Source organism: Curtobacterium flaccumfaciens UCD-AKU (genome assembly GCF_000349565.1).
Lineage (GTDB): Bacteria > Actinomycetota > Actinomycetes > Actinomycetales > Microbacteriaceae > Curtobacterium > Curtobacterium poinsettiae.
Genome location: NZ_KB714628.1, coordinates 190,837 through 210,368 on the forward strand (window position 1 = coordinate 190,837; position 19,532 = coordinate 210,368).

The following is a 19,532-nucleotide window of genomic DNA, read 5'->3' on the forward strand; positions in this document are numbered from 1 at the left end:
CCGAGCATCGTACCCCGGTGGACTCGGAGTTATTTGACCAGTGGGAACAGGATCGTCTCGCGGATGCCGAGGCCCGTGATGGCCATGAGCAGGCGGTCGATCCCCATGCCCATGCCGCCCGACGGGGGCATCGCGTGCTCGAGCGCCCGCAGGAAGTCCTCGTCCACACGCATCGCCTCGAGGTCGCCGCCGGCCGCGAGCTTCGCCTGCTCGACGAAGCGCTCCCGCTGCACGACCGGGTCGACGAGCTCGGAGTACGCCGTGCCGAGCTCGAAGCCACGGACGTACAGGTCCCACTTCTCGACGACGCCCGGACGGGTGCGGTGCTGCCGGGTGAGCGGCGAGGTGTCGACCGGGAAGTTCATCACGAAGGTCGGACGGTCGAGCGAGTCGATGACGAAGTGCTCCCAGAGCTCCTCGACGTACTTGCCGTGCGTGGCGTGGGCGACCTCGACGCCCTCGGCCTCGGCGAGCGCCTGCAGCTCGGACAGCGGGGTCTCCGGGTTGATCTCGCGCCCGGCGGCCTCGGACAGCGAGCCGTACATGTCGACGCGGGGCCACTCGCCACCCAGGTCGTAGGTGCTGCCGTCGGGCAGGGTGACCTCGAGCGCACCACCGGTGACGGCGCGGGTCGCGTTCTGCACGAGCTCCTGGGTCAGGTCGGCCATCTGCTCGTAGTTGCCGTACGCCTGGTACGCCTCGACCATCGCGAACTCGGGCGAGTGCGACGAGTCGGCACCCTCGTTCCGGAAGTTGCGGTTGATCTCGAACACCCGGTCGATGCCGCCGACGACGGCCCGCTTCAGGAACAGCTCGGGGGCGATGCGCAGGAACAGCTCGGTGTCGAAGGCGTTCGAGTGCGTCACGAACGGTCGGGCCGAGGCGCCGCCGTGCTGGGTCTGCAGCATCGGGGTCTCGACCTCGAGGTACTCGTGGGCGGTGAAGGTCTGGCGGAGCGACGCCATCACGGCAGCTCGAGCACGCACGGTGGCGCGGGCTTCGTCACGGACGATGAGGTCGAGGTAGCGCTGGCGGACCCGCGTCTCCTCGTTGAGCTCGTTGTGCAGGTTCGGCAGCGGCAGGATCGCCTTCGCCGCGATCGCCCAGTCGTCGACCATGATCGACAGTTCGCCGCGGCGCGAGGAGATCACGCGGCCGTGCACGAACACGTGGTCACCGAGGTCGACGAACTCCTTCCAGCGGGCGAGGGAGTCGTCCCCCACCTCGGCCAGGGAGACCATCGCCTGGATGCGTGCGCCGTCGCCGGACTGCAGCGACGCGAAGCAGAGCTTGCCGGTGTTGCGCGAGAACACGACACGGCCGGCGATGCCGACGACGTCCTGGGTCTCCTCGCCGGTCTCCAGGTGCGCGTACTGCTCGCGCACGGCCGGGATCGTCGTGGTGAGGGGGAGCTCGGCGGGGTACGCCTCGATGCCCGACTCCAGCAGCTTCGCCCGCTTGTCGAGCCGGACCTGTCGCTGCTCGCTGGTCTCCTGCTCGGCCAGTGCGGCGGCGTCGGTGATCGCGGTGTCGGGGGTGACGGTCTCGTCGGTCATGCGGGTGCGGCTCCGATGGTCGTGGGGGTCGGGGGAAATGCTACCCGCGCCACGCTCCCGCCCCGGAACCGTGCCCGCCGGACCAGGAGCCGAGGCCGCGGTCACAACACCCCGCATGCATCACGCCCGCCGGTCACGATCTGTCGGCCGGAGCGCTCGCAGCCGACAGGTCGTGACCACTCGGGGGAACTGAGCGGGGAGTCATGACCTCTCGAGCGCCCCGCCCCGGCCCGCCCCGCCCTGCCCCGGTCACGGAACCGCTAGAGCGTCGACTGCCCGTCGGCCGCGGTCAGCGCGTTGTCGACGGCGGAGCGGACGAGCGCCCCGAGGACGCGACCCGGGTGTTCGACACCGATGCCGGACAGGGTGCCTGCGGACTGGTCGACGATCGCCGTCGAGAAGCTCACGGCCGCCCGCACCGCATCGGCGTACGCGGGCCGGTCGCCCTCCGCCACGACGAACGGCTCGGCGCCCATCTCGACCACCAGGGCCTGCGCGATCGGCAGCACGGGTGCCGGAGCGGTCACCGCGCAGTACGCGTCACGGAGCCGTGACAGGTCGACGCTGGTGCCCGTGAACGCCATCGCGGGGTGGATCGCGAGCGGGATCGCGCCGGCCGCCATCGCCGGGGCGAGGATGCCGACGCCGTGGTCCGGGCTGGTGTGCACGACGAGCTGCCCGGGCTGCCAGATGCCGGCGTCGGCCAACCCCTGCACGAGCGAGGCGAGCTGGTCGTCCGGCACCGCGAGCAGGACGAGTTCGCTGCGCTCGACCAGGTCGGGCGTCGCGAGCACCGGGGCGCCGGGCAGCATCGCCTCGGCACGGTCGCGGCCCTCTTCCGACACGGCGGTCACGCCGACGACGGCGTGCTCCGCGTTCGCCAGGGCTGCTCCGAGGACGGGTCCGACCCGTCCGGCGCCGACGATGCCGACCCCGAGACGCCCGGCCCTCATCGTGCGGCTCCGGTGGGCGGGACGTCGCCCCACCCCGGGCCGGGAGGCGCGGCGTCCTGCCGGTGGGCCGCGGCGGGCCCGGCAGGGGCTCCGGACCCGGGCCACGGTGCGTCCGCAGCGTGTGTGGCGGACGCGGGGCGGGCCTCCCGTTCGCGCCAGCGGTGGGTCGTGTCGACGGCGGCGGCATCGACGGCGCGCTGGGTGGTCTCGGACCAGAAGCGCTGCGCGTCACGCGCGTCGAGCGCGCCGATGCGTGCCGAGACCGGACCGGCGACGGTGTGGACGTGGACGGTCGCGACCCGCAGGGCACGCTCGAGCGGTCCCTGCTCAACCTTGACGCTCTGCACGCGGGGCAGCGGCACGATGACGAGCGACCGCCAGACGGCGCCGAGCCGCAGCAGCACCGCGCCCTGCACGAACCGGTAGCCGTTGCGCCGGAACGCGAACGGGCGGAGCCACGCGCCTCGCCGTGGGGAGTGCACGAAGCCGCCGCGGTCACCCGAGGTGGTGAGGCTGTCGTCGACGACGTCCACGGCTTCGGCCGCGCCCTCGCGCAGGGCTTCCGGCGAGGCCTCGGGGCCGGCGACGACGGTGCCGACGAGCCCCGGCAGGATGATGTCGAGGACCTCGCGGACGTCCGCCGTCGTGCCCACGGGCAGCACGATCGAGGACACCTGCTGGTTGCTGGACGCCCCGTTGCCGGCGCTCGTCGCGCGGTTGATGCGGATGTCCCACCAGCCGAACGGGCGCCACAGCAGCGGCTGCGCGACGCTCACGGCGTGGATGCGCCCGGGCGGCAGCGTCTCGTTCGACGTCGAGACCAGCCCGAAGCCGATCCGGATGCCGTCACGCGTCTCGGCGATCGTGTACTGCAACGAGCGGGAGAACTTGCGGACGTAGTACCCGCCGGCACCGAGGACGGCGGGGAACAGCCCGAACAGCACCGCGAACTCGCCGGTGAGGGCGACGCTGACGATCATGCCGGCGATGACGAGCAGCAGGAACAGCGTCGTGCCGGACAGCAGCATCGACACGATCAGCCGCCCCGGGCGCACCTTGACGATGCGGGTGGCGTGCACGGCCGCCGGGTCGAGCTCGGGCGAGAACATCTCGTCGACGCGGTCCTGCAGTGCGCCGTGCGACTGCCGCGACGGACCACCGTGGCCGTCGTCGTCCTTGGCGCCGGACGCCAGAACCAGGATCCGCTGCCGCAGGTCGTCGGCGGCGCGGACCCCGAGGTAGGCGAGCTGCACGTTGGCGTCGTTGCCGGCCTGCGCGATCTCGAGCTTGGCGGTACCGAACACCCGGGGCACGAGCGGCCGCTGGATGTTGATGCCCTGGATCCGGTCGAGCCGGGCCTTGCGGTGGTTCCGGAACAGCACGCCGGAGCGCACCTCGACGATCTCGCCGGTGACGCGGAACTCGTGCATGCGCCAGGACAGGTAGAACAGCCCGATCAGCACCAGGAGCAGCACCACGATGCCGAGCAGGACCCAGCCGACGACGCCGTGCTCGTACACGTACCGGACCGGGTCACCGTCCTCCTGCTGGTCGCCGGGGATGAAGAACTCGACGAGCTGGTCCCGCAGGCTGTTCAGCACGTAGCCGAGGACGACGATGAGGAAGATCCCGCCCTTGAGCAGCGGGGTGAGCGGGTGCAGGCGGTGCCACTCGCCGTCGGTCAGGGGTGCCGCGGCGGCCGCGTTGCCCCCGGTGGGCGGCGCGGGCGGAGCGGGCGGCGGGGTGCCGGGTCGGAAGGTCACGAACGGCCCCTACAGTCCGGCGCGACGGGACTCGGCGAGCTCGACGAGGCGGTCGCGCAGCTCGTCGGCGTCCGCTGCCGGCACACCGGGGATCCGCACGTTGGTCGCGGCGGCGGCGGTGACGAACTTCAGCTCGCTCATGCCGAGCGCCCGGTCGAGCGGGCCCCGGGCGACGTCGACGAGCTGCATCCGGCCGTAGGGCACGGCCGTGAAGCGCTGCCACATCAGCCCGCGGCGCACGACCAGGTCGTCGTCGCGGAGCGCGTAGCCGATGGCCCGGACCCGTCGGGGCGTGAGCGCGGCGGTGATCGCCGTGGTGACCGCGACCGCGATGCCGACGGAGAGCCAGACGGTGCCGGCCCCGGAACCGAACCCGTCGTTGACGACGCCGATGAGCACGAGGCCCGCGGTGAGCACGACACCGATCACGAGCGTGGCGATGAGTTCGGTCCACACGAGCTTCGTGGACACCCGGTGCCAGGCGATTCCACCGAGGCCGAGGCCCGGCTCGTCGAGTCGTTCACGCGGCATCGCGGGCCTCCTGGGGTTGCTCGGTCAGTTCACCGTCGTCGAGCCGTTGCGGGGATCGTCACGGTCGTCGTCGTCACCCGGGGGTGCGACGCACATCCGTTCCGCGACCAGTGCGCAGACCGTCAGGACGATCCCGCCCCCGACGGCGATCACGTTCGGCAGGGTCGAGCCTAGCGAAGGCGTCGCGGAACGGGTCAGCAGGTACAGCACCAGGCCCAGGGCGAACCCACCGAGCAGCGTGCCGCAGATGCTGGACGCCTTCGCGAGCACGACGACCCGGGTCGCGTAGAGCGGGTCGACGGGCCGCTGCCGCCCGGCGCCCTCGCGTGCGTGGCGGCGCACCGGCCTGGCCATCAGCACGACGGCGACGCCGATGAACGCGAGCGTGATGCCGAGCGGGAGCGAGAACAGGAACGTCGGCAGCTGGCGCGACGCCAGGACGGCGTCGAGGGCGAACCCGGCGGCCACCGTCACGACGGCGATGCTGAGCAGCGTGGAGGCGCGGGTGGGCTTCATGCGCTGGTCGCGCTCCTCGCCGGTCTGGAGGCCCGTGCCGGCTCCGCGAACAGGCGCGGCTCGTCGACGCGCTCGGTGTCGTCCCCCACGGCGGCGAGCAGGTCTGCCACCGGTCCGGCGCCGGGCAGGACGGCCTCGGGGTCGGCGTCGAGCCAGGGGGCGAGCACGAACGCGCGCTCCGCTGCCCGGGGGTGCGGCACGACCAGGGTGTCCGTGGCGATCCGCAGGTCGTCCACAGCGACGACGTCGAGGTCGAGGGTGCGGTCGCCCCACCGGACCTCGCGCGTGCGGCCGTGGGCGTCCTCGATGCCGTGCAGGGCGTCGAGGAAGGGCTGCGGCTCGAGGTCGGTGTCGACGACCACGACGGCGTTCCGGTACCGGGGTTTCGAGGTGTCGAGCCCGTCCAGGGTCACGGCGACCGACTCGACCTCGCGGCTCGAGGCCACCGGCACCACCCCGGGCAGGGCGGCGATCGCGGTGGCCGCCGCGCGGAGGGTGCTCCCCCGGTCACCGAGGTTCGCACCGAGGGCGACGACGACCCGGTGGGTCATTCTTCTTCCTCGTCCGGCACCGTGGCGCCGCGGCTGCGGTGGATGGTGATCGAGACGTCGGTGAACGGCACGGTGATCGGCGCCTGCGGCTTGTGCACCGTGACCTCGGTCGCCAGCGCGGCACGGTGGGTGAGCACGGCCGCGGCGATGCGCTCGGCCAGCGTCTCGATCAGGTCGACGGGGTCGCGTTCGATCTCGGCGACGACCTGCTCGGCGAGCACGCCGTAGTGCACGGTGGCGTCGAGGTCGTCGCTGCCCGAGGCCGCACGGGCGTCGAGCTCCACGGCGACGTCGACGACGAAGTCCTGGCCGTCCTCGCGCTCGTGGTCGAAGACGCCGTGGTGTCCGCGGGCGCGGACCCCGGTGAGTCGGATGGTGTCGTTCACGATCGAGCTGCCCTCCAGGCGTCCCAGACGTCGAGCACGGCACGGGTCGGTGCCGGGTCGTGCACGCGCACACCCCACGCGCCGCGTTCGGCGGCGAGCAGGCTGATGGCGGCGGTGGCGAGGTCGCGCTCCCTGGGAGGAGCGCCCTCGGGGCTCCCGACACCGTCGAGGAACCGCTTGCGTGAGGCGGCGACGAGCACCGGCAGGCCGATGGAGGCGAAGCGCTCGTAGCCGGCCAGGATCTCCCAGTTCTGCACGCCGTGCTTGGCGAAGCCGAGGCCCGGGTCGATGACGACCTGCTCCTGCCGGACGCCGAGCACGATGAGCTCGGCGACGCGGAGCTCGACCTCGCGACGGACTTCTTCGACGGCGTGGGTGTACTCGGCGTTGCGGTACATCCGGTCGCTGTGACCCCGCCAGTGCATGACGACGAAGCCGACGCCCGTGGACGCCACGACGCGGGCCATGTCCGGGTCGGCGAGGCCACCGGAGACGTCGTTGACGATGGCGGCACCGAGGTCGACGGCACGCTCGGCCGTCGCGGCGTTCATCGTGTCGACACTGACCGGGATGCCCTCGGCGACGAGCTGCTGCACGACCGGCAGCACGCGTTCCTGCTCGACGGGCACGGGCACGCGCTCGGACCCGGGCCGGGTGGACTCGCCACCGACGTCGATGACGTCGGCACCGGCGGCGACGAGGTCACGTGCGTGCTGCACGGCGGCGTCGTAGGCCTGGTGCAGACCGCCGTCGCTGAACGAGTCGGGGGTGACGTTGAGGATGCCGAGCACCCGGGTGCGCTCCTCGGCCGGACCACCGCGGTCACGGCGACGGCCGGTCACGACCTCGGGCACCGGCTGGGGTGCACGGAGGTCGATCGCGACCGTCGCCGGTTCGGCGGCGGCGGCGCGGGCACGACTCACCTCGGCGAGTCGACGCTCTCGTCGCGTCGGCAGCTCGGACATGCGGGCCTACGCGGGGGCGATACCCGGGTTGCCGAACGGGCGACGACGGGTCTTCGAGGTCGACTCGGAGTCCGTCGGGTCCGCTGCGGTCGCGGCGGCCTTGCCGGGCACGTCGATCGCGGGCAGGTTGCTGACCGGGCGCTTGTCGCTCGAGAGCCACTGCGGGCGCTCGGGCAGCTTGCGGACGTCCTTGAAGATCTCCACGAGCTCCGGGGCGTCGAGCGTCTCCTTCTCGAGGAGCTCACCGGCCAGGCGGTCGAGGATGTCGCGGTTGTCGTTGAGCACCTGGTAGGCCTCGTCGTGCGCGGCCTCGAGCAGGGCGCGGGTCTCGGCGTCGACCGTCTGGGCGATGTTCTCCGAGTAGTCCCGACCGGTGCCACCGCTCATGTCACGGCCGACGAACGGCTCGCTGGACCCGGAACCGAGCTTCACGGACCCGACGGCCTGGCTCATGCCGTACTCCGTCACCATCTTGCGTGCGGTGCCGGTGGCCTTCTCGATGTCGTTCGAGGCGCCCGTGGTCGGGTCGTGGAACACGATCTCCTCGGCGACGCGACCACCCATGGCGTAGGTGAGCTGGTCGAGGAGCTCGTTGCGGGTGACCGAGTACTTGTCCTCGAGCGGGAGCACCATCGTGTAGCCGAGGGCACGGCCGCGGGGCAGGATCGTGATCTTCGTGACCGGGTCGGTGTGCCGCATCGCCGCTGCCGCCAGGGCGTGGCCGCCCTCGTGGTACGCGGTGATCAGGCGTTCCTGGTCGGACATGATCCGGGTGCGGCGCTGCGGGCCGGCCATCACGCGGTCGACGGCCTCGTCGAGGGCACGGTTGTCGATGAGCTGCGCGTTCGAGCGGGCGGTCAGCAGGGCCGCCTCGTTCAGGACGTTCGCCAGGTCGGCGCCGGTGAAGCCCGGCGTCTTGCGGGCGAGCAGCTCGAGGTCGACGCTCGCGGCGAGCGGCTTGCCCTTCGCGTGCACCTCGAGGATCTGCTTGCGGCCGGCGAGGCCCGGGGCGTCGACGCCGATCTGACGGTCGAAGCGGCCGGGGCGCAGGAGCGCGGGGTCGAGCACGTCGGGACGGTTCGTCGCGGCGATGAGGATGACGTTCGTCTTGCCGTCGAAGCCGTCCATCTCGACCAGGAGCTGGTTCAGCGTCTGCTCGCGCTCGTCGTTGCCACCGCCGATGCCGGCACCACGGTGACGACCCACGGCGTCGATCTCGTCGATGAAGACGATGGCCGGCGAGTTTGCCTTGGCCTGTTCGAAGAGGTCACGGACGCGGCTCGCACCGACACCGACGAACATCTCGACGAAGTCCGAACCGGAGATCGAGTAGAACGGCACACCGGCTTCACCCGCGACGGCGCGGGCGAGCAGGGTCTTGCCGGTTCCGGGAGGGCCGTAGAGCAGCACGCCCTTGGGGATCTTCGCCCCGACGGCCTGGAACTTCGCGGGCTCCTTGAGGAACTCCTTGATCTCGTGGAGTTCCTCGATCGCCTCGTCGGCACCCGCGACGTCGGCGAACGACACCTGCGGGTTCTCCTTGTTGTTGATCTTGGCCTTCGACTTGCCGAACTGCATCACCTTCGAGCCGCCGCCCTGGGCGCTCGAGAGCAGGAACCAGAACAGGGCACCGATGATCAGGAACGGCAGCAGGATGCCGAGCAGCGACAGGAACCAGTTGCCCTGCTGCACGGTGTCGTTGTAGCCCTTGGGCAGGTTGGAGTCGTTCACCGCCTGGATGACCTCTTCGCCGCGGGGCGTGGAGTAGTAGAACTGCTCCTGCTTGTCGCCGTCCTTGAGGACGAGGTCGACCCGCTGCTCCGTGGAGTTGACGGTCACGGACGAGACCTTGTCGTCGGCGAGCTGCTCGAGACCCTTCTGGGTGTTGATCTCTTGCGTGCTGCCCTGGCTGATGACGCTCCAGCCGATGAAGATGCCCGCCAGCGCGATCAGCACGTAGAGGTACGGGCCGCGGAAGATGCGCTTGAAGTTCATGTGATCCGGGCGCGAGTGCCCGACACCTTTCTCTGCCGAAGTTGCGTGCAGGTCAGCATACGGCCGCGATTCTGTGGCGAGAATGGGTGTCCTCTGCGGGCGAACTCACCCCCGGGCCAGAGTCGGCCGAGTGCGACCCGAGCGCAGCGGGTCGCTCGTCGGTCAGGAGTAGACGTGCGGGGCGAGGACGCCGACGCCGCGCAGGTTGCGGTAGCGCTCGTCGTAGTCCAGGCCGTACCCGACGACGAACGCGTCGGGGATGTCGAAGCCCACGTACTTCACGTCGACCTCGACCTTGGCTGCCTCGGGCTTGCGCAGCAGGGCGACGATCTCGACGCTCGCGGCACCACGCGACTGCAGGTTCTGCTTGAGCCACGACAGGGTCAGGCCGGAGTCGATGATGTCCTCGACGATCAGGACGTCGCGCCCGTGCAGGTCGGTGTCGAGGTCCTTGAGGATCCGCACCACGCCGGACGACTTCGTGCCGGAGCCGTACGACGACACCGCCATCCAGTCCATCCGCGCCTGCATCTTGAGGTGGCGCGAGAAGTCCGCCATCACCATGACGGCACCCTTGAGCACCCCGACGAGCAGCGGGTCGCGGCCCGCGTAGTCGGCGTCGACGACCGCCGCGAGCTCGGCGAGCTTCTCGTCGATCTGCTCGGGGGTGAAGAGCACTTCGGACAGGTCTGCCTGGACGTCGGAGAGTTCCACCAGGCCAGCCTAACCGGCGCTGAACTCGATGCGGTCGCCGGTCCGCGTGGCACGGACGCCCGGCAGGTCGATCGGGCCCTGTCCGCTCCAGTCCGTGACGAGCCGGCAGACCTCGAGCGTCTGCACGCGGGACAGCGTCACCCCGAACTCGCTCTCCACCGCCAGGCGCACGAGCCGCTGCCGGAGTGCCGGCGGGTTCGCCCCGAGCGCCCGCACCGACAGCGAGATGCCCGCCTCGGAGTGCTCGGCTATGTCCTCCGCGATCTCCTCGGCGAAGTGGTCGAGTGCCGCGGAGTCCTCGCGCAGCTGGTCGGCCGTCCGGGCCAGGGCCTCGGGGACCCCGGCGCCGAGCTCCCGTTCGAGCACCGGCAGCAGGGTGTTCCGCACCCGCACCCGTGCGTACGCGGGGTCGTCGTTCTGTGGGTCCTGCCAGGGCGCCAGCCCCGCCGCGGCGCACGCCTGCCGGGTCGCGTGCCGCCGGACGGTCAGCAGCGGACGGCCGTAGGCCGGACCGGCGTCACGCCGGGCGAGCGGCTGCATGCCGGACAGGCTGTCCGGTCCGCTGCCGCGCAGCAGGCCGAGCAACACCGTCTCGGCCTGGTCGTCCAGGGTGTGCCCCAGCAGCACCAGGGGTGACCCGGTGGCGGCCGCGACCTCGGCGATCGACGCGTGGCGGGCCTCCCGGGCGGCGCCTTCCGGGCCACCGTCGGAGCCGACCGCGACCCTGCGGACCGTCACCGGGTCGAGTCCCAGCTCGGATGCCTGCCGGGAGGCACGGCTCGCGACCGCCTCGGAGCCCGCCTGGAGCGCGTGGTCGACGACCACTGCCCCGGCCCGGAGACCCTGCTTGCCCGCCTCGAACGCGGTGGCCGCGGCGAGGGCGAGGGAGTCCGGTCCGCCGCTCAGTGCGACGAGGACCAGGTCGCCTTCGGCGACCACGCCGCCGTCGACGGCTGCGGCGAGCAGGTCGCGGACGGCCAGACGGGTCTCGGCGACGGCGGGGTCGAGCCGGGGACGCGGAGAGTTCACCCGGTAACGTTAGCCGCGCTTTCGCAACACACGACAGTCCCCGAAGCAGACACAGGAGCGCAACATGGCCGCGTACGACGTCGTCGTCGAGATCCCCAAGGGCAGCCGCAACAAGTACGAGGTGGACCACGAGACCGGTCGTGTCTACCTCGACCGCGTGCTGTTCACCTCGTTCGTCTACCCCACCGACTACGGGTTCTTCGAGAAGACCCTGGCCGACGACGGTGACCCCGTGGACGCCCTGCTGCTGCTCGAGTTCCCGACGTTCCCCGGCGTGGGCGTCAAGGTCCGCCCGGTCGGCGTCTTCAAGATGAGCGACGAGGCCGGCATCGACGAGAAGGTCCTCGTCGTCCCCGCCAAGGACCCGCGCTGGGCGCACATCCAGGACATCGCGGACGTGCCGGAGCAGACGAAGGCCGAGATCGCGCACTTCTTCGAGCACTACAAGGACCTCGAGCCGAACAAGTGGGTCAAGGCCGAGGGCTGGGGCGACGCCGCCGAGGCCGAGCGCATCGTGCAGGCCGGTCAGGCCGCGTACGTGCCCGGTTCGCACTGACGATCCCCTGACGACGAACGGCGCCCGCTCTCCATCCGGAGGGCGGGCGCCGTTCTGTGCTGGTGCCTGCTCCCGCAGCCGCTCTGGGAGGGAACGGGCACACCGGGAGCTGGCTACAGGGAGCCGCTCGGGCGGGCGACGTACGGCATGAGCTGGTTCGGCAGCCAGATCGCTCGCTCGACGACGCCGACGCCGGGCCGTGCAGCCTCGACCATGGTGCCGTAGCTCGTCACGATCGAGTCGTGGTACGCCCCCGACGACGTGCCGTTCGACGAGTAGAACAGGATGTCGCCGGGCTGGCGCTGGGACAGCGGGACGAGGCGACCGATCGACTTGAAGTAGTTGTACTGCCAGACGACGTTGTGCCCGCCGGTCGCGATGCCCTGCGAGCTGTAGGCCATCATCACCAGGCCGGAGCAGTCCCAGGTGTTCGGGCCGGCGCCGTTCAGCACGTACGGCTTGCCGAGCTGTCCGCGGGCGAACGCGATCGCACCGGCGGCCTTCGAGGGGCTGCTGGGCGCGGGCGCCGGGGCGGGGGCTGGAGCAGGAGCGGGAGCCGGGGCCGGTGCAGGAGCCGGGGCGGGGTTGCTCGGCCGCGTCGGGGTGCTGGGCTTGCTCGGGGTGCCGGGGTTCGACGGGGTGCTGGGCTGGGCCGGAGTGGAGGTGCCGCCGGTGGTGCCGGAGTTGCTGCCACCGCCGGTGCTGCCGGTGCCGCCGGAGGAGCTGCCGGAGTTGCTGCCGCCGCCGGTGCTGCCGGTGCCGCCGGAGGAGCTGCCGGTGGTGCCGCCACCGGAGTTGCGCGTCTGCTTCGCGATGGCCGCCGCGGCTGCCTTCGCCTGCTGGGCGCTCCAGTACGCGGTCTCCGTCGCGACGCTCGTGCCCTTCAGGTACGCGAGCTGGCGCAGGACCTCGCCCTGCTGCTCCTGCTGCTTCTGCACCCGTTCCTGGGCGCCGGCAGCGGCGGCGTTGGCCGTCGCGAAGGTGGTCTTCGTCGCCTTCGTCGCCTTGCTCAGGGCCTTCTCGGCGGCGGACTGCTGGGCTGCCAGGGACTCCACGGTCTTCTGGTCGGCGCGGGCCTCGGCCAGGACCGTCGCGGAGCGCTCGGACAGGTGCGACATCGTGCCGACCCGGTAGAGCAGGTCCTTGGAGTCCGACGAGTCCATGAGCATCGTCGTCGACAGGTCGCCGCCACCGGTGCGGGACAGCTCGACCACGAGCCCGGCCACCTGGCCGGCGGAGTCGTCCGCCCGGGCCTTCGCGCGCTTCGACTGCGCGGACAGGTCGGCGAGGTCGTCCTTCGCCTCCTGCTGCTGCGACGCGGCAAGGGCGTACGCCTGCCCGGCCTGCTGCTCGGCGACGCCCGCCTGGTCGGCGGCATCCTGCAGCGTGCTGAGCCGGTCGCTCAGCTCGTCGACCGTCTGCTGGGCGTCGGCCGCGTCGGACTTGGCGGCCTTGACGTCGTCCCAGGAGGGGCCCGAGGGCGCGGCCTGGGCCGGCCCGGCGATGACGACCGACAGGCCGATGCCGAGCACGGCGATGGTCGCGATCCCGCAGGAGAACGAGCGAGCGGAGGTGGTCATGACGTGGGACGACTCGTTCCGGTGGCGCTGATGCTCATACCGAGATCCCCCGCGCTGCCATGAAGGGGACCGGGTCGACAGCAGCGCCGTTGATCCGGGTCTCGAAGTGGAGGTGGCACCCGGTCGACCAACCGGTCGAACCGATCTTGGCGATCTGCTGCCCCGCGGTGACGTGCTGGCCGGCGGTGACCATGATCCCGCCGTCGACGACGTGGCCGTACGCGGTCGAGATGCCGCCGCCGTTGTCGAGGATGACCTCGTTGCCGTACCCGCCACCGTTGCCGGCGAAGGTGACGGTGCCGTCGTGTGCCGCGTAGATCGGGGCGTAGCAGGCCGGGGCCAGGTCGACACCCGCGTGCAGGGCGCTGATGTGCGTGTACGGGTCGACGCGGTAGCCGTACGGGCTCGTCTGGAACCCTCCGGCGGGGCGGACCCACCCGGCGGGGTTGGCGCTGCCGCCGCCGGTGCCGCCCTGGCTGGTCGCCGCGGCCTTGGCTGCTGCCTTCGCGGCGGCTGCGGCGAGGCGGGCCTGGCGGGCCTTCTCGGCGGCGACGCCCTTGCGGTAGTCGGCCTCGACGCCGCGCTGCTTCGAGGTGAGCGCGGTCAGCTGCGCCTCGAGCCGGGATTCGTTGTCGTTCTGGGCGTCGACCGCGGTCTGTGCGGCGTCGGCTGCGCCCTGGGCCTGCTGCATCTTCGACTGCGCGGCGTCGGCGAGGTCCCCGAGGGCCTGCTTGGCACGATCGGCCTTGTCAGCGAGCCCCTGGGCCACGCCACGGTCCTGCGAGGCCTGTGCGTAGATGCCCTCGGACTGCTCGCTGAGCTTCGACATGGCGCCGAGCTCGTACAGCAGGTCGCCCGAGTCGGACGGGTGCGTGAGGATGTCCGTCGTCACGTCGTCGCCGCTGGTACGACCCAGCTGGGCGGCGAGCTGGCCGGCCTGCGCCTCGGACTGCGCGGCGGTCTGCTTCGCATCGTCGGCCTGCGACTGGAACTTCTTCTGCTTGAGCGTCGCCTCGTCGTACTTGTTCTGCGCTGCCTGGTACGCCTCACCGGCGGCCTGCGCGGCCTTCTGCTTGGCGGCGGCCTCGCTCTTCAGTGACGAGATGAGCGACTTGATCTCACTGACCTTCGCCTGTTGGGCGCTGGTCGACGACTTCGCCTGCTGCACCTCGTCCCAGCTGGGGTAGCTCGCAGCGCTGGCGGACGACGTCGGGGCGATGGCCGCGAGCGTGCCGGCCGTGAGCGCGACGGCGACCGCGGCGGCGATCAGGCGGCTGCGGGTGCTGAGGGAGAGCGGAGTGGAGGTCGACATGTATCTCGATTTCGTAACAGCGCGGCAAGGCTCACGCACGTAACACTGTTAACAGTTGCAACAGTAACAACACCGGTCGCAGGCGCGACAGCCCCTCGGACGAGGGGCGCGACCGCCGTCGATGCTCGCACCGACCGCTTCGGAGACCCGTGCACGGTCGGCGCGACACGCCGGGGATGCACGGTTGGCGAGGTCGGATTTGTGAAACCCCGGGGGCATCCGTATGCTTGTCCATCGGTAGCGCGATGCACTGCTTGCGGCCCTATCGTTTAGTGGCCTAGGACACCGCCCTTTCACGGCGGCAGCACGGGTTCGAATCCCGTTGGGGTCACTCCTAGAGTGAGCGAGCAAGTAGTACTGAGCAACACCACAGCAATTCAATATGGCCCTGTAGCGCAGCTGGTTAGCGTGCCGCCCTGTCACGGCGGAGGTCGCGGGTTCAAGTCCCGTCAGGGTCGCCACGGCTGGATAGCTCAGTTGGTAGAGCGTTCGACTGAAAATCGAAAGGTCCACGGATCGATGCCGTGTCCAGCCACCGGTGAAGGCCCCCTGCTTCGGCAGGGGGCCTTTTCCGTTGTCCGGCCAGTGTGACCTGCTCGCAAAACACCGGTGTTCGCGCATCGAGCCGCGGCCTGCGCGTGTTCAACGGGCGAACACCGGTGTTTCGCGGAGGGCCTACGCCTCGCGGGTCTTCGGGCTGCTGTCGTTCGTCTTCTCGGGGTCGCGTTCGACCACGGCGCCCAGGGCATCGTCGATCCGCGACATGAGCTCCGCCGGGATCGTGACGCCGGCAGCGCCCGCGTTGTCGTGGACCTGCTCCGGGCGCGATGCCCCGATGATCGCCGAGGCGACGTTCTCGTTCTGCAGGACCCAGGCGACCGCGAGCTGCGCCATCGACAGGTCGAGCTCCTTCGCGATCGGCTCGAGCTCCTGCACCGAGGACAGCACCTCGTCGCGCATGAAGCGCTTGATCATGTCCGCGCCGCCCTTGTCATCGGTTGCACGGGAGCCCTCGGGCAGCGGCTGACCCGGCTTGTACTTGCCGGTGAGCACCCCCTGGGCGATCGGGGACCAGACGATCTGCGAGATGCCGAGTTCCTTCGAGGTGGGGACGACCTCGTCCTCGATGACCCGCCACAGTGCCGAGTACTGCGGCTGGTTCGAGATGAGCTGGAAGCCGAGCTCCTTCGCGAGCGCAGCACCGGCCCGCAGCTGGTCCGCGGTCCACTCGCTGACGCCGACGTACAGGACCTTGCCCTGGCGCACGATGTCCGCGAAGGCCTGCATCGTCTCTTCGAGCGGGGTCTCGTGGTCGTAGCGGTGCGCCTGGTACAGGTCGACGTAGTCCGTCTGCAACCGCTGCAGCGAACCGTCGATCGACTCGAGGATGTGCTTGCGGGACAGTCCGGTGTCGTTGTGGCCCTTCGGACCGGTCGGCCCGAACACCTTCGTGGCGATCTCGAGGGACTGGCGCCGCTCCCCCTTGAGCGCTTCGCCGAGGACCGTCTCCGCGCCGGTGTTGGCATAGACGTCGGCGGTGTCGAACGTCGAGATGCCGACCTCGAGGGCCGCCTTGACGCAGGCGATCGCAGCGTCGTTCTCGACCTGGGATGCGTGGGTGAGCCAGTTGCCGTAGGTGATCTCGGAGACCTTGAGGCCCGAGTTGCCGAGGTAGCGGTACTCCATGTGCGTGTCACTCCTGTCGTGGGGCGCGTCGGTGCGACCCGAACCGTGACGGTAGTCGGCTCGGACGGTGCAGGATCACATGGGACGACGGCGCAGGGCTGCGCCGCGGAGAGCGAGGGAGCATCCATGACCGGAGCGAGCGTGTTGTTCATCGGCGGGAGCGGCGTCATCAGCGCCGCCTGCGTCCGGGAAGCCGTCGAGCAGGGGTTCGACGTGACCGTGCTCAACCGGGGGACCACCGGGGGCAGGCCGATCCCGGAGGGTGTGACGCGCCTCCAGGCCGATGTGTCGGACCGCAGCGCCCTGGCGGACGCACTCGGCGACCAGCGGTTCGACGTGGTCGTGAACTGGATCGCCTTCACGCCGGACCAGGTGCAGGCCGACGTGGACTTCTTCGCCGGGCGGACGCGGCAGTACGTGTTCATCAGCTCGGCCTCGGCGTACCAGACGCCGGCGACGCACCTGCCGATCACGGAGTCGACGCCGCTGAAGAATCCGTACTGGCAGTACTCGCGCGACAAGATCGCGTGCGAGGAACTGCTCATGCAGGCGTACCGGGAGCAGGACTTCCCGGTGACGATCGTGCGGCCGTCGCACACCTACGACGAGACGAAGCTGCCGCTGACCGGCGGCTGGACCGCGGTCGCTCGGATGCGCGTCGGCAAGCCGGTCGTCATCACCGGCGACGGCACGTCGCTGTGGACGCTGACCCACAGCCGCGACTTCGCGGTCGGGTTCACGGGGCTGCTCGACCGGGCCGAGGCGATCGGTGAGCCCTTCACGATCACGAGCGACGAGGCCCCGACGTGGAACGCCATCGCGCACGAGATCGCGGCTGCGGCCGGGGTCGAGGACCTGCGGATCGTGCACGTGCCGGCGGACGCGATCAACGCGGTGGACCCCGAGTGGGGCGCGGCGCTGCTCGGCGACAAGGCGAACAGCTCGGTGTTCGACAACAGCAAGATCCGGTCGCTCGTGCCGTGGTACCGGCCGCGCACGACCTACCGGCAGGGTGTGCGCGAGGTCCTCGCCTGGTACGAGGCACACCCCGAGGAGCAGGTGATCGACGAGCGGCTCGATGCCCTGATGGACGAGCTGGCGGCGCGCTGGGCCGTGTGAGCCGCGCTCGGTGACGCGCGCCGGCGCACGCAAGACACCGGTGTTCGCGCTCCGCACCGCGGCATGCGGGGGTTCAACGCGCGAACACCGGTGTTTTGCGGATCAGGTCAGGCGCGCGCGGCGAGCACCTCGGCCAGGGTTCCGATTGCGAAGCGCACCTCGTCGTCGGTGACGACCAGGGGCGGTGCGAAGCGGACCGTCGACCCGTGGGTGTCCTTCACCAGGAGCCCGCGGTCGGCGAGGTCCTTCGAGATCGCCTTGCCCGTGCCGAGTGCGGGATCGATGTCGATCCCGGCCCAGAGTCCGGCGACCCGGTGCGAGACGACACCCTTGCCGAGCAGGTCGTCGAGCAGGCCGCGCAACAGCGGTTCGCCGTCGAGGGCCCGCTGCTGGAACGTGCCCTCGCCGAGCATCGCCACGACCTCGGCACCGACGGCCGCCGCGAGCGGGTTGCCGCCGAAGGTCGATCCGTGCTCGCCGGGGCGCAGGACGCCCAGGACATCGCGCGAGCCCACCACCGCGGACACCGGCACGATGCCGCCGCCCAGGGCCTTGCCGAGCGTGATCAGGTCGGGACGCACCCCGACGCGCTGCACCGCGAGCGTGTGCCCCGTGCGACCGAGGCCGGACTGGATCTCGTCGGCGATGAACAGCGCACCGAACTCGTCGCAGACCGCGCGGACGTCAGGGAGGTACGCCTCCGGCGGGATGACCACGCCGCCCTCACCCTGGATCGGCTCGAGCAGCACGGCGACGACGGTCTCGTCCATCGCCTCGCGCAGCGCCGCAGCGTCGCCGTACGGCACCGTGCGGAAGCCGGGCGTGAACGGCCCGAAGTCGTCGTGGGCCGAGGGGTCGTCGGAGAACGAGATGATCGTCGTGGTGCGCCCGTGGAAGTTGCCGGACGCGACGATGATCGTCGCCCGCTCGGCCGGCACGCCCTTGACGCGGTAGCCCCAGGCGCGGGACACCTTGATCGCGGACTCGACGGCCTCGGCACCGGTGTTCATCGGCAGGACCATCTCGGTCTCCGTCAACGCCGCCAGTGCTGCCGCGAACGGCCCGAGCTGGTCGTTCACGAACGCGCGGCTGGTCAGCGTCACGCGGTCGAGCTGCGCCCGCGCGGCGTCGAGCAGTCGCGGGTTGCCGTGGCCGAAGTTCACCGCCGAGTACGCGGCCAGGCCGTCCAGGTACCGCTTGCCGTCGACGTCGGTGACGGTCGCTCCCTGACCCGACGCGATGACGACGGGCAGTGGACTGTAGTTGTGCGCGAGGGCGCGGTCCTCGACGGCGAGCGCCGCCGCGGTGTTGACCCCGAGCGACGCTGCCGCAGACATCAGCTGACCCCGAGCGAACGCGCGACCGAGGTGCCGGTGCCGACCGGGTGCAGATCGAGGGTGCAGCACTTCACGCCACCACCGCCGAGCAGCAGCTCGGACAGGTCGACGCCGATCGGGTTGTAGCCCTTCTCGCGCAGCTGCTCGGCGAACCGAACGGCCCGGGCGGCGATCACGACGTTGTACCCGTCGGAGTACGAGTTCAGGCCGAGGATCGCGGCGTCTTCTTCGGTGGCGATGATCGCGTCCGGGAAGCGCTCGCGCAGGATCGCCAGCGACGGCTCGTCGAAGGCGCTCTCCAGGTAGGCGATGTTGCTCGTCCCGTCGACGGCGGGCTCGGGGTCGAGCACGGCGATGGCGGTGTCGAGGTGGTAGAAGCTCGGGTTGATGAGCTTCAGCGTGACGACCTCGCGGCCGTAGATCGTCGCGAGCTCGTCGTGCGAGGTGCTGTCCGACCGGAAACCGGTGCCGGCGAAGATGGTGTCACCGATGAGCAGGAAGTCGCCCTCGCCCTCGTTGGTCTGCTCCGGCTCGGCGACGGTCAGGCCGGCCTGGCGGAACCAGTCCATGTACGCGGGGCCCTCGGGCTGGCGCTCGGGGTACTGGAACTTCGCGCCGTACGCGATGCCGTCGAGGACGAACCCGCCGTTGGCCGCGTAGACCATGTCCGGCAGGCCGTCGATCGGGTCGATGTACGAGATGTCGAAGCCGAGCTGCTCGTAGACGGCGACGAGCGACTCCCACTGCTCGACGGCCTTCGACGTGTCGGTCGGCTCCTCCGGGTGCATCCACGGGTTGATCCGGTAGCTCACGGTGTAGAAGTCCGGCTTGCACATCAGGATCGTGCGCTTCGTGGCGACACGGGCCGGGGTGGCGACGGACTCGGGGGCGGGTGCGGTGTTCGACATCAGTCCTCCTGGAAGGGACCGGGGCCCGAGCCTGCCAGGAACCGAAACGGAACGAGGAGAAGAGCTCCGGTGAGA

18 protein-coding genes and 3 tRNA genes are annotated in these 19,532 nt (G+C 70.9%); 5 read left to right on the plus strand and 16 right to left on the minus strand.

What is annotated here, in order from left to right:
- Window positions 1-29: 29 nt before the first annotated feature.
- The 11 genes from lysS to tilS form a co-directional block, all read right to left on the minus strand.
- Entirely contained in the window at window positions 30-1,556 is a 1,527-nt protein-coding gene (lysS, locus tag H489_RS30845; RefSeq protein WP_017887677.1) for a lysine--tRNA ligase, read from the minus strand.
- A gap of 260 nt (window positions 1,557-1,816) precedes the next feature.
- On the minus strand, window positions 1,817-2,509 hold the full coding sequence (locus H489_RS30850; protein WP_031260037.1) for a Rossmann-like and DUF2520 domain-containing protein: 693 nt from the start codon (window positions 2,507-2,509) through the stop codon (window positions 1,817-1,819).
- Window positions 2,506-4,272 carry a PH domain-containing protein gene (locus tag H489_RS30855; RefSeq protein WP_017887679.1) on the minus strand — a complete coding sequence of 589 codons (1,767 nt, stop codon included), beginning with the start codon at window positions 4,270-4,272 and terminating at the stop codon, window positions 2,506-2,508. Before H489_RS30855 ends, H489_RS30850 begins: the two co-directional genes overlap by 4 nt.
- Window positions 4,273-4,281: 9 nt before the next feature.
- A complete protein-coding gene (locus H489_RS30860) occupies window positions 4,282-4,803 on the minus strand; it encodes a PH domain-containing protein (protein ID WP_017887680.1) in 522 nt (173 codons plus the stop codon).
- Between the two features lie 24 nt (window positions 4,804-4,827).
- On the minus strand, window positions 4,828-5,319 hold the full coding sequence (locus tag H489_RS30865) for a DUF3180 domain-containing protein (protein ID WP_017887681.1): 492 nt from the start codon (window positions 5,317-5,319) through the stop codon (window positions 4,828-4,830).
- Window positions 5,316-5,870, minus strand: a complete 555-nt coding sequence (gene folK / locus H489_RS30870) for a 2-amino-4-hydroxy-6-hydroxymethyldihydropteridine diphosphokinase (RefSeq protein WP_017887682.1) — start codon at window positions 5,868-5,870, stop codon at window positions 5,316-5,318. Before folK ends, H489_RS30865 begins: the two co-directional genes overlap by 4 nt.
- The gene (gene folB, locus H489_RS30875; RefSeq protein WP_017887683.1) at window positions 5,867-6,256 is read right to left on the minus strand and encodes a dihydroneopterin aldolase; all 390 of its coding nucleotides are present in this window, start codon (window positions 6,254-6,256) and stop codon (window positions 5,867-5,869) included. The genes folK and folB overlap by 4 nt, the downstream gene beginning before the upstream one ends.
- A complete protein-coding gene (folP, locus tag H489_RS30880) occupies window positions 6,253-7,221 on the minus strand; it encodes a dihydropteroate synthase (protein WP_017887684.1) in 969 nt (322 codons plus the stop codon). Before folP ends, folB begins: the two co-directional genes overlap by 4 nt.
- 6 nt (window positions 7,222-7,227) lie before the next feature.
- The gene (ftsH, locus tag H489_RS30885) at window positions 7,228-9,216 is read right to left on the minus strand and encodes an ATP-dependent zinc metalloprotease FtsH (RefSeq protein ID WP_017887685.1); all 1,989 of its coding nucleotides are present in this window, start codon (window positions 9,214-9,216) and stop codon (window positions 7,228-7,230) included.
- Between the two features lie 162 nt (window positions 9,217-9,378).
- The gene (gene hpt / locus H489_RS30890) at window positions 9,379-9,930 is read right to left on the minus strand and encodes a hypoxanthine phosphoribosyltransferase (RefSeq protein ID WP_017887686.1); all 552 of its coding nucleotides are present in this window, start codon (window positions 9,928-9,930) and stop codon (window positions 9,379-9,381) included.
- Window positions 9,931-9,939: 9 nt separating this feature from the next.
- Entirely contained in the window at window positions 9,940-10,959 is a 1,020-nt protein-coding gene (tilS, locus tag H489_RS30895) for a tRNA lysidine(34) synthetase TilS (protein ID WP_017887687.1), read from the minus strand.
- Window positions 10,960-11,023: 64 nt separating this feature from the next.
- On the opposite strand from tilS, the gene H489_RS30900 reads away from it, so the two are divergent.
- Complete coding sequence (locus H489_RS30900; RefSeq protein ID WP_017887688.1) at window positions 11,024-11,515, plus strand: inorganic diphosphatase; 492 nt, start codon at window positions 11,024-11,026, stop codon at window positions 11,513-11,515.
- A 113-nt stretch (window positions 11,516-11,628) separates the two neighbouring features.
- Here H489_RS30900 and H489_RS38515 read toward each other — a convergent pair whose 3' ends face one another.
- Entirely contained in the window at window positions 11,629-13,095 is a 1,467-nt protein-coding gene (locus H489_RS38515; protein ID WP_031260046.1) for an NlpC/P60 family protein, read from the minus strand.
- Between the two features lie 34 nt (window positions 13,096-13,129).
- Window positions 13,130-14,407: a M23 family metallopeptidase gene (locus tag H489_RS30910; protein ID WP_017887689.1), complete on the minus strand. Its 1,278-nt coding sequence runs from the start codon at window positions 14,405-14,407 to the stop codon at window positions 13,130-13,132.
- A gap of 258 nt (window positions 14,408-14,665) precedes the next feature.
- Between H489_RS30910 and H489_RS30915 the strand changes: the two genes are divergently transcribed.
- From H489_RS30915 to H489_RS30925, 3 genes are all read left to right on the plus strand, one after another.
- Window positions 14,666-14,738 (plus strand) — tRNA-Glu (locus H489_RS30915).
- 53 nt (window positions 14,739-14,791) lie between these two features.
- Window positions 14,792-14,868 (plus strand) — tRNA-Asp (locus tag H489_RS30920).
- 1 nt (window position 14,869) lies between these two features.
- Window positions 14,870-14,942: transfer RNA gene (locus tag H489_RS30925), tRNA-Phe, on the plus strand.
- Window positions 14,943-15,082: 140 nt separating this feature from the next.
- Here the strand turns inward: H489_RS30925 and H489_RS30930 are convergent.
- Complete coding sequence (locus H489_RS30930; protein ID WP_017887690.1) at window positions 15,083-16,093, minus strand: aldo/keto reductase family protein; 1,011 nt, start codon at window positions 16,091-16,093, stop codon at window positions 15,083-15,085.
- Between the two features lie 126 nt (window positions 16,094-16,219).
- Between H489_RS30930 and H489_RS30935 the strand changes: the two genes are divergently transcribed.
- Entirely contained in the window at window positions 16,220-17,212 is a 993-nt protein-coding gene (locus H489_RS30935; protein WP_017887691.1) for an NAD-dependent epimerase/dehydratase family protein, read from the plus strand.
- A gap of 107 nt (window positions 17,213-17,319) precedes the next feature.
- On the opposite strand, the gene rocD is transcribed toward H489_RS30935, so the two are convergent.
- Together rocD and ddaH are read right to left on the minus strand one after the other, a co-directional pair.
- Complete coding sequence (gene rocD / locus H489_RS30940) at window positions 17,320-18,549, minus strand: ornithine--oxo-acid transaminase (protein WP_017887692.1); 1,230 nt, start codon at window positions 18,547-18,549, stop codon at window positions 17,320-17,322.
- Window positions 18,549-19,457, minus strand: coding sequence for a dimethylargininase (gene ddaH, locus H489_RS30945; RefSeq protein WP_017887693.1), 909 nt, complete (start codon window positions 19,455-19,457; stop codon window positions 18,549-18,551). The genes rocD and ddaH overlap by 1 nt, the downstream gene beginning before the upstream one ends.
- Window positions 19,458-19,532: the final 75 nt, after the last annotated feature.

Excerpts from the sequence above, each read along its gene's own strand:
- lysS (WP_017887677.1), bottom strand. The coding sequence starts at position 1,556 with ATGACCGACGAGACCGTCACCCCCGACACCGCGATCACCGACGCCGCC.
- H489_RS30850 (WP_031260037.1), bottom strand. The coding sequence starts at position 2,509 with ATGAGGGCCGGGCGTCTCGGGGTCGGCATCGTCGGCGCCGGACGGGTC.
- H489_RS30860 (WP_017887680.1), bottom strand. The coding sequence starts at position 4,803 with ATGCCGCGTGAACGACTCGACGAGCCGGGCCTCGGCCTCGGTGGAATC.
- H489_RS30865 (WP_017887681.1), bottom strand. The coding sequence starts at position 5,319 with ATGAAGCCCACCCGCGCCTCCACGCTGCTCAGCATCGCCGTCGTGACG.
- folK (WP_017887682.1), bottom strand. The coding sequence starts at position 5,870 with ATGACCCACCGGGTCGTCGTCGCCCTCGGTGCGAACCTCGGTGACCGG.
- folP (WP_017887684.1), bottom strand. The coding sequence starts at position 7,221 with ATGTCCGAGCTGCCGACGCGACGAGAGCGTCGACTCGCCGAGGTGAGT.
- ftsH (WP_017887685.1), bottom strand. The coding sequence starts at position 9,216 with ATGAACTTCAAGCGCATCTTCCGCGGCCCGTACCTCTACGTGCTGATC.
- H489_RS30900 (WP_017887688.1), top strand. The coding sequence starts at position 11,024 with ATGGCCGCGTACGACGTCGTCGTCGAGATCCCCAAGGGCAGCCGCAAC.
- H489_RS38515 (WP_031260046.1), bottom strand. The coding sequence starts at position 13,095 with ATGACCACCTCCGCTCGCTCGTTCTCCTGCGGGATCGCGACCATCGCC.
- H489_RS30910 (WP_017887689.1), bottom strand. The coding sequence starts at position 14,407 with ATGTCGACCTCCACTCCGCTCTCCCTCAGCACCCGCAGCCGCCTGATC.
- H489_RS30930 (WP_017887690.1), bottom strand. The coding sequence starts at position 16,093 with ATGGAGTACCGCTACCTCGGCAACTCGGGCCTCAAGGTCTCCGAGATC.
- H489_RS30935 (WP_017887691.1), top strand. The coding sequence starts at position 16,220 with ATGACCGGAGCGAGCGTGTTGTTCATCGGCGGGAGCGGCGTCATCAGC.
- rocD (WP_017887692.1), bottom strand. The coding sequence starts at position 18,549 with ATGTCTGCGGCAGCGTCGCTCGGGGTCAACACCGCGGCGGCGCTCGCC.
- ddaH (WP_017887693.1), bottom strand. The coding sequence starts at position 19,457 with ATGTCGAACACCGCACCCGCCCCCGAGTCCGTCGCCACCCCGGCCCGT.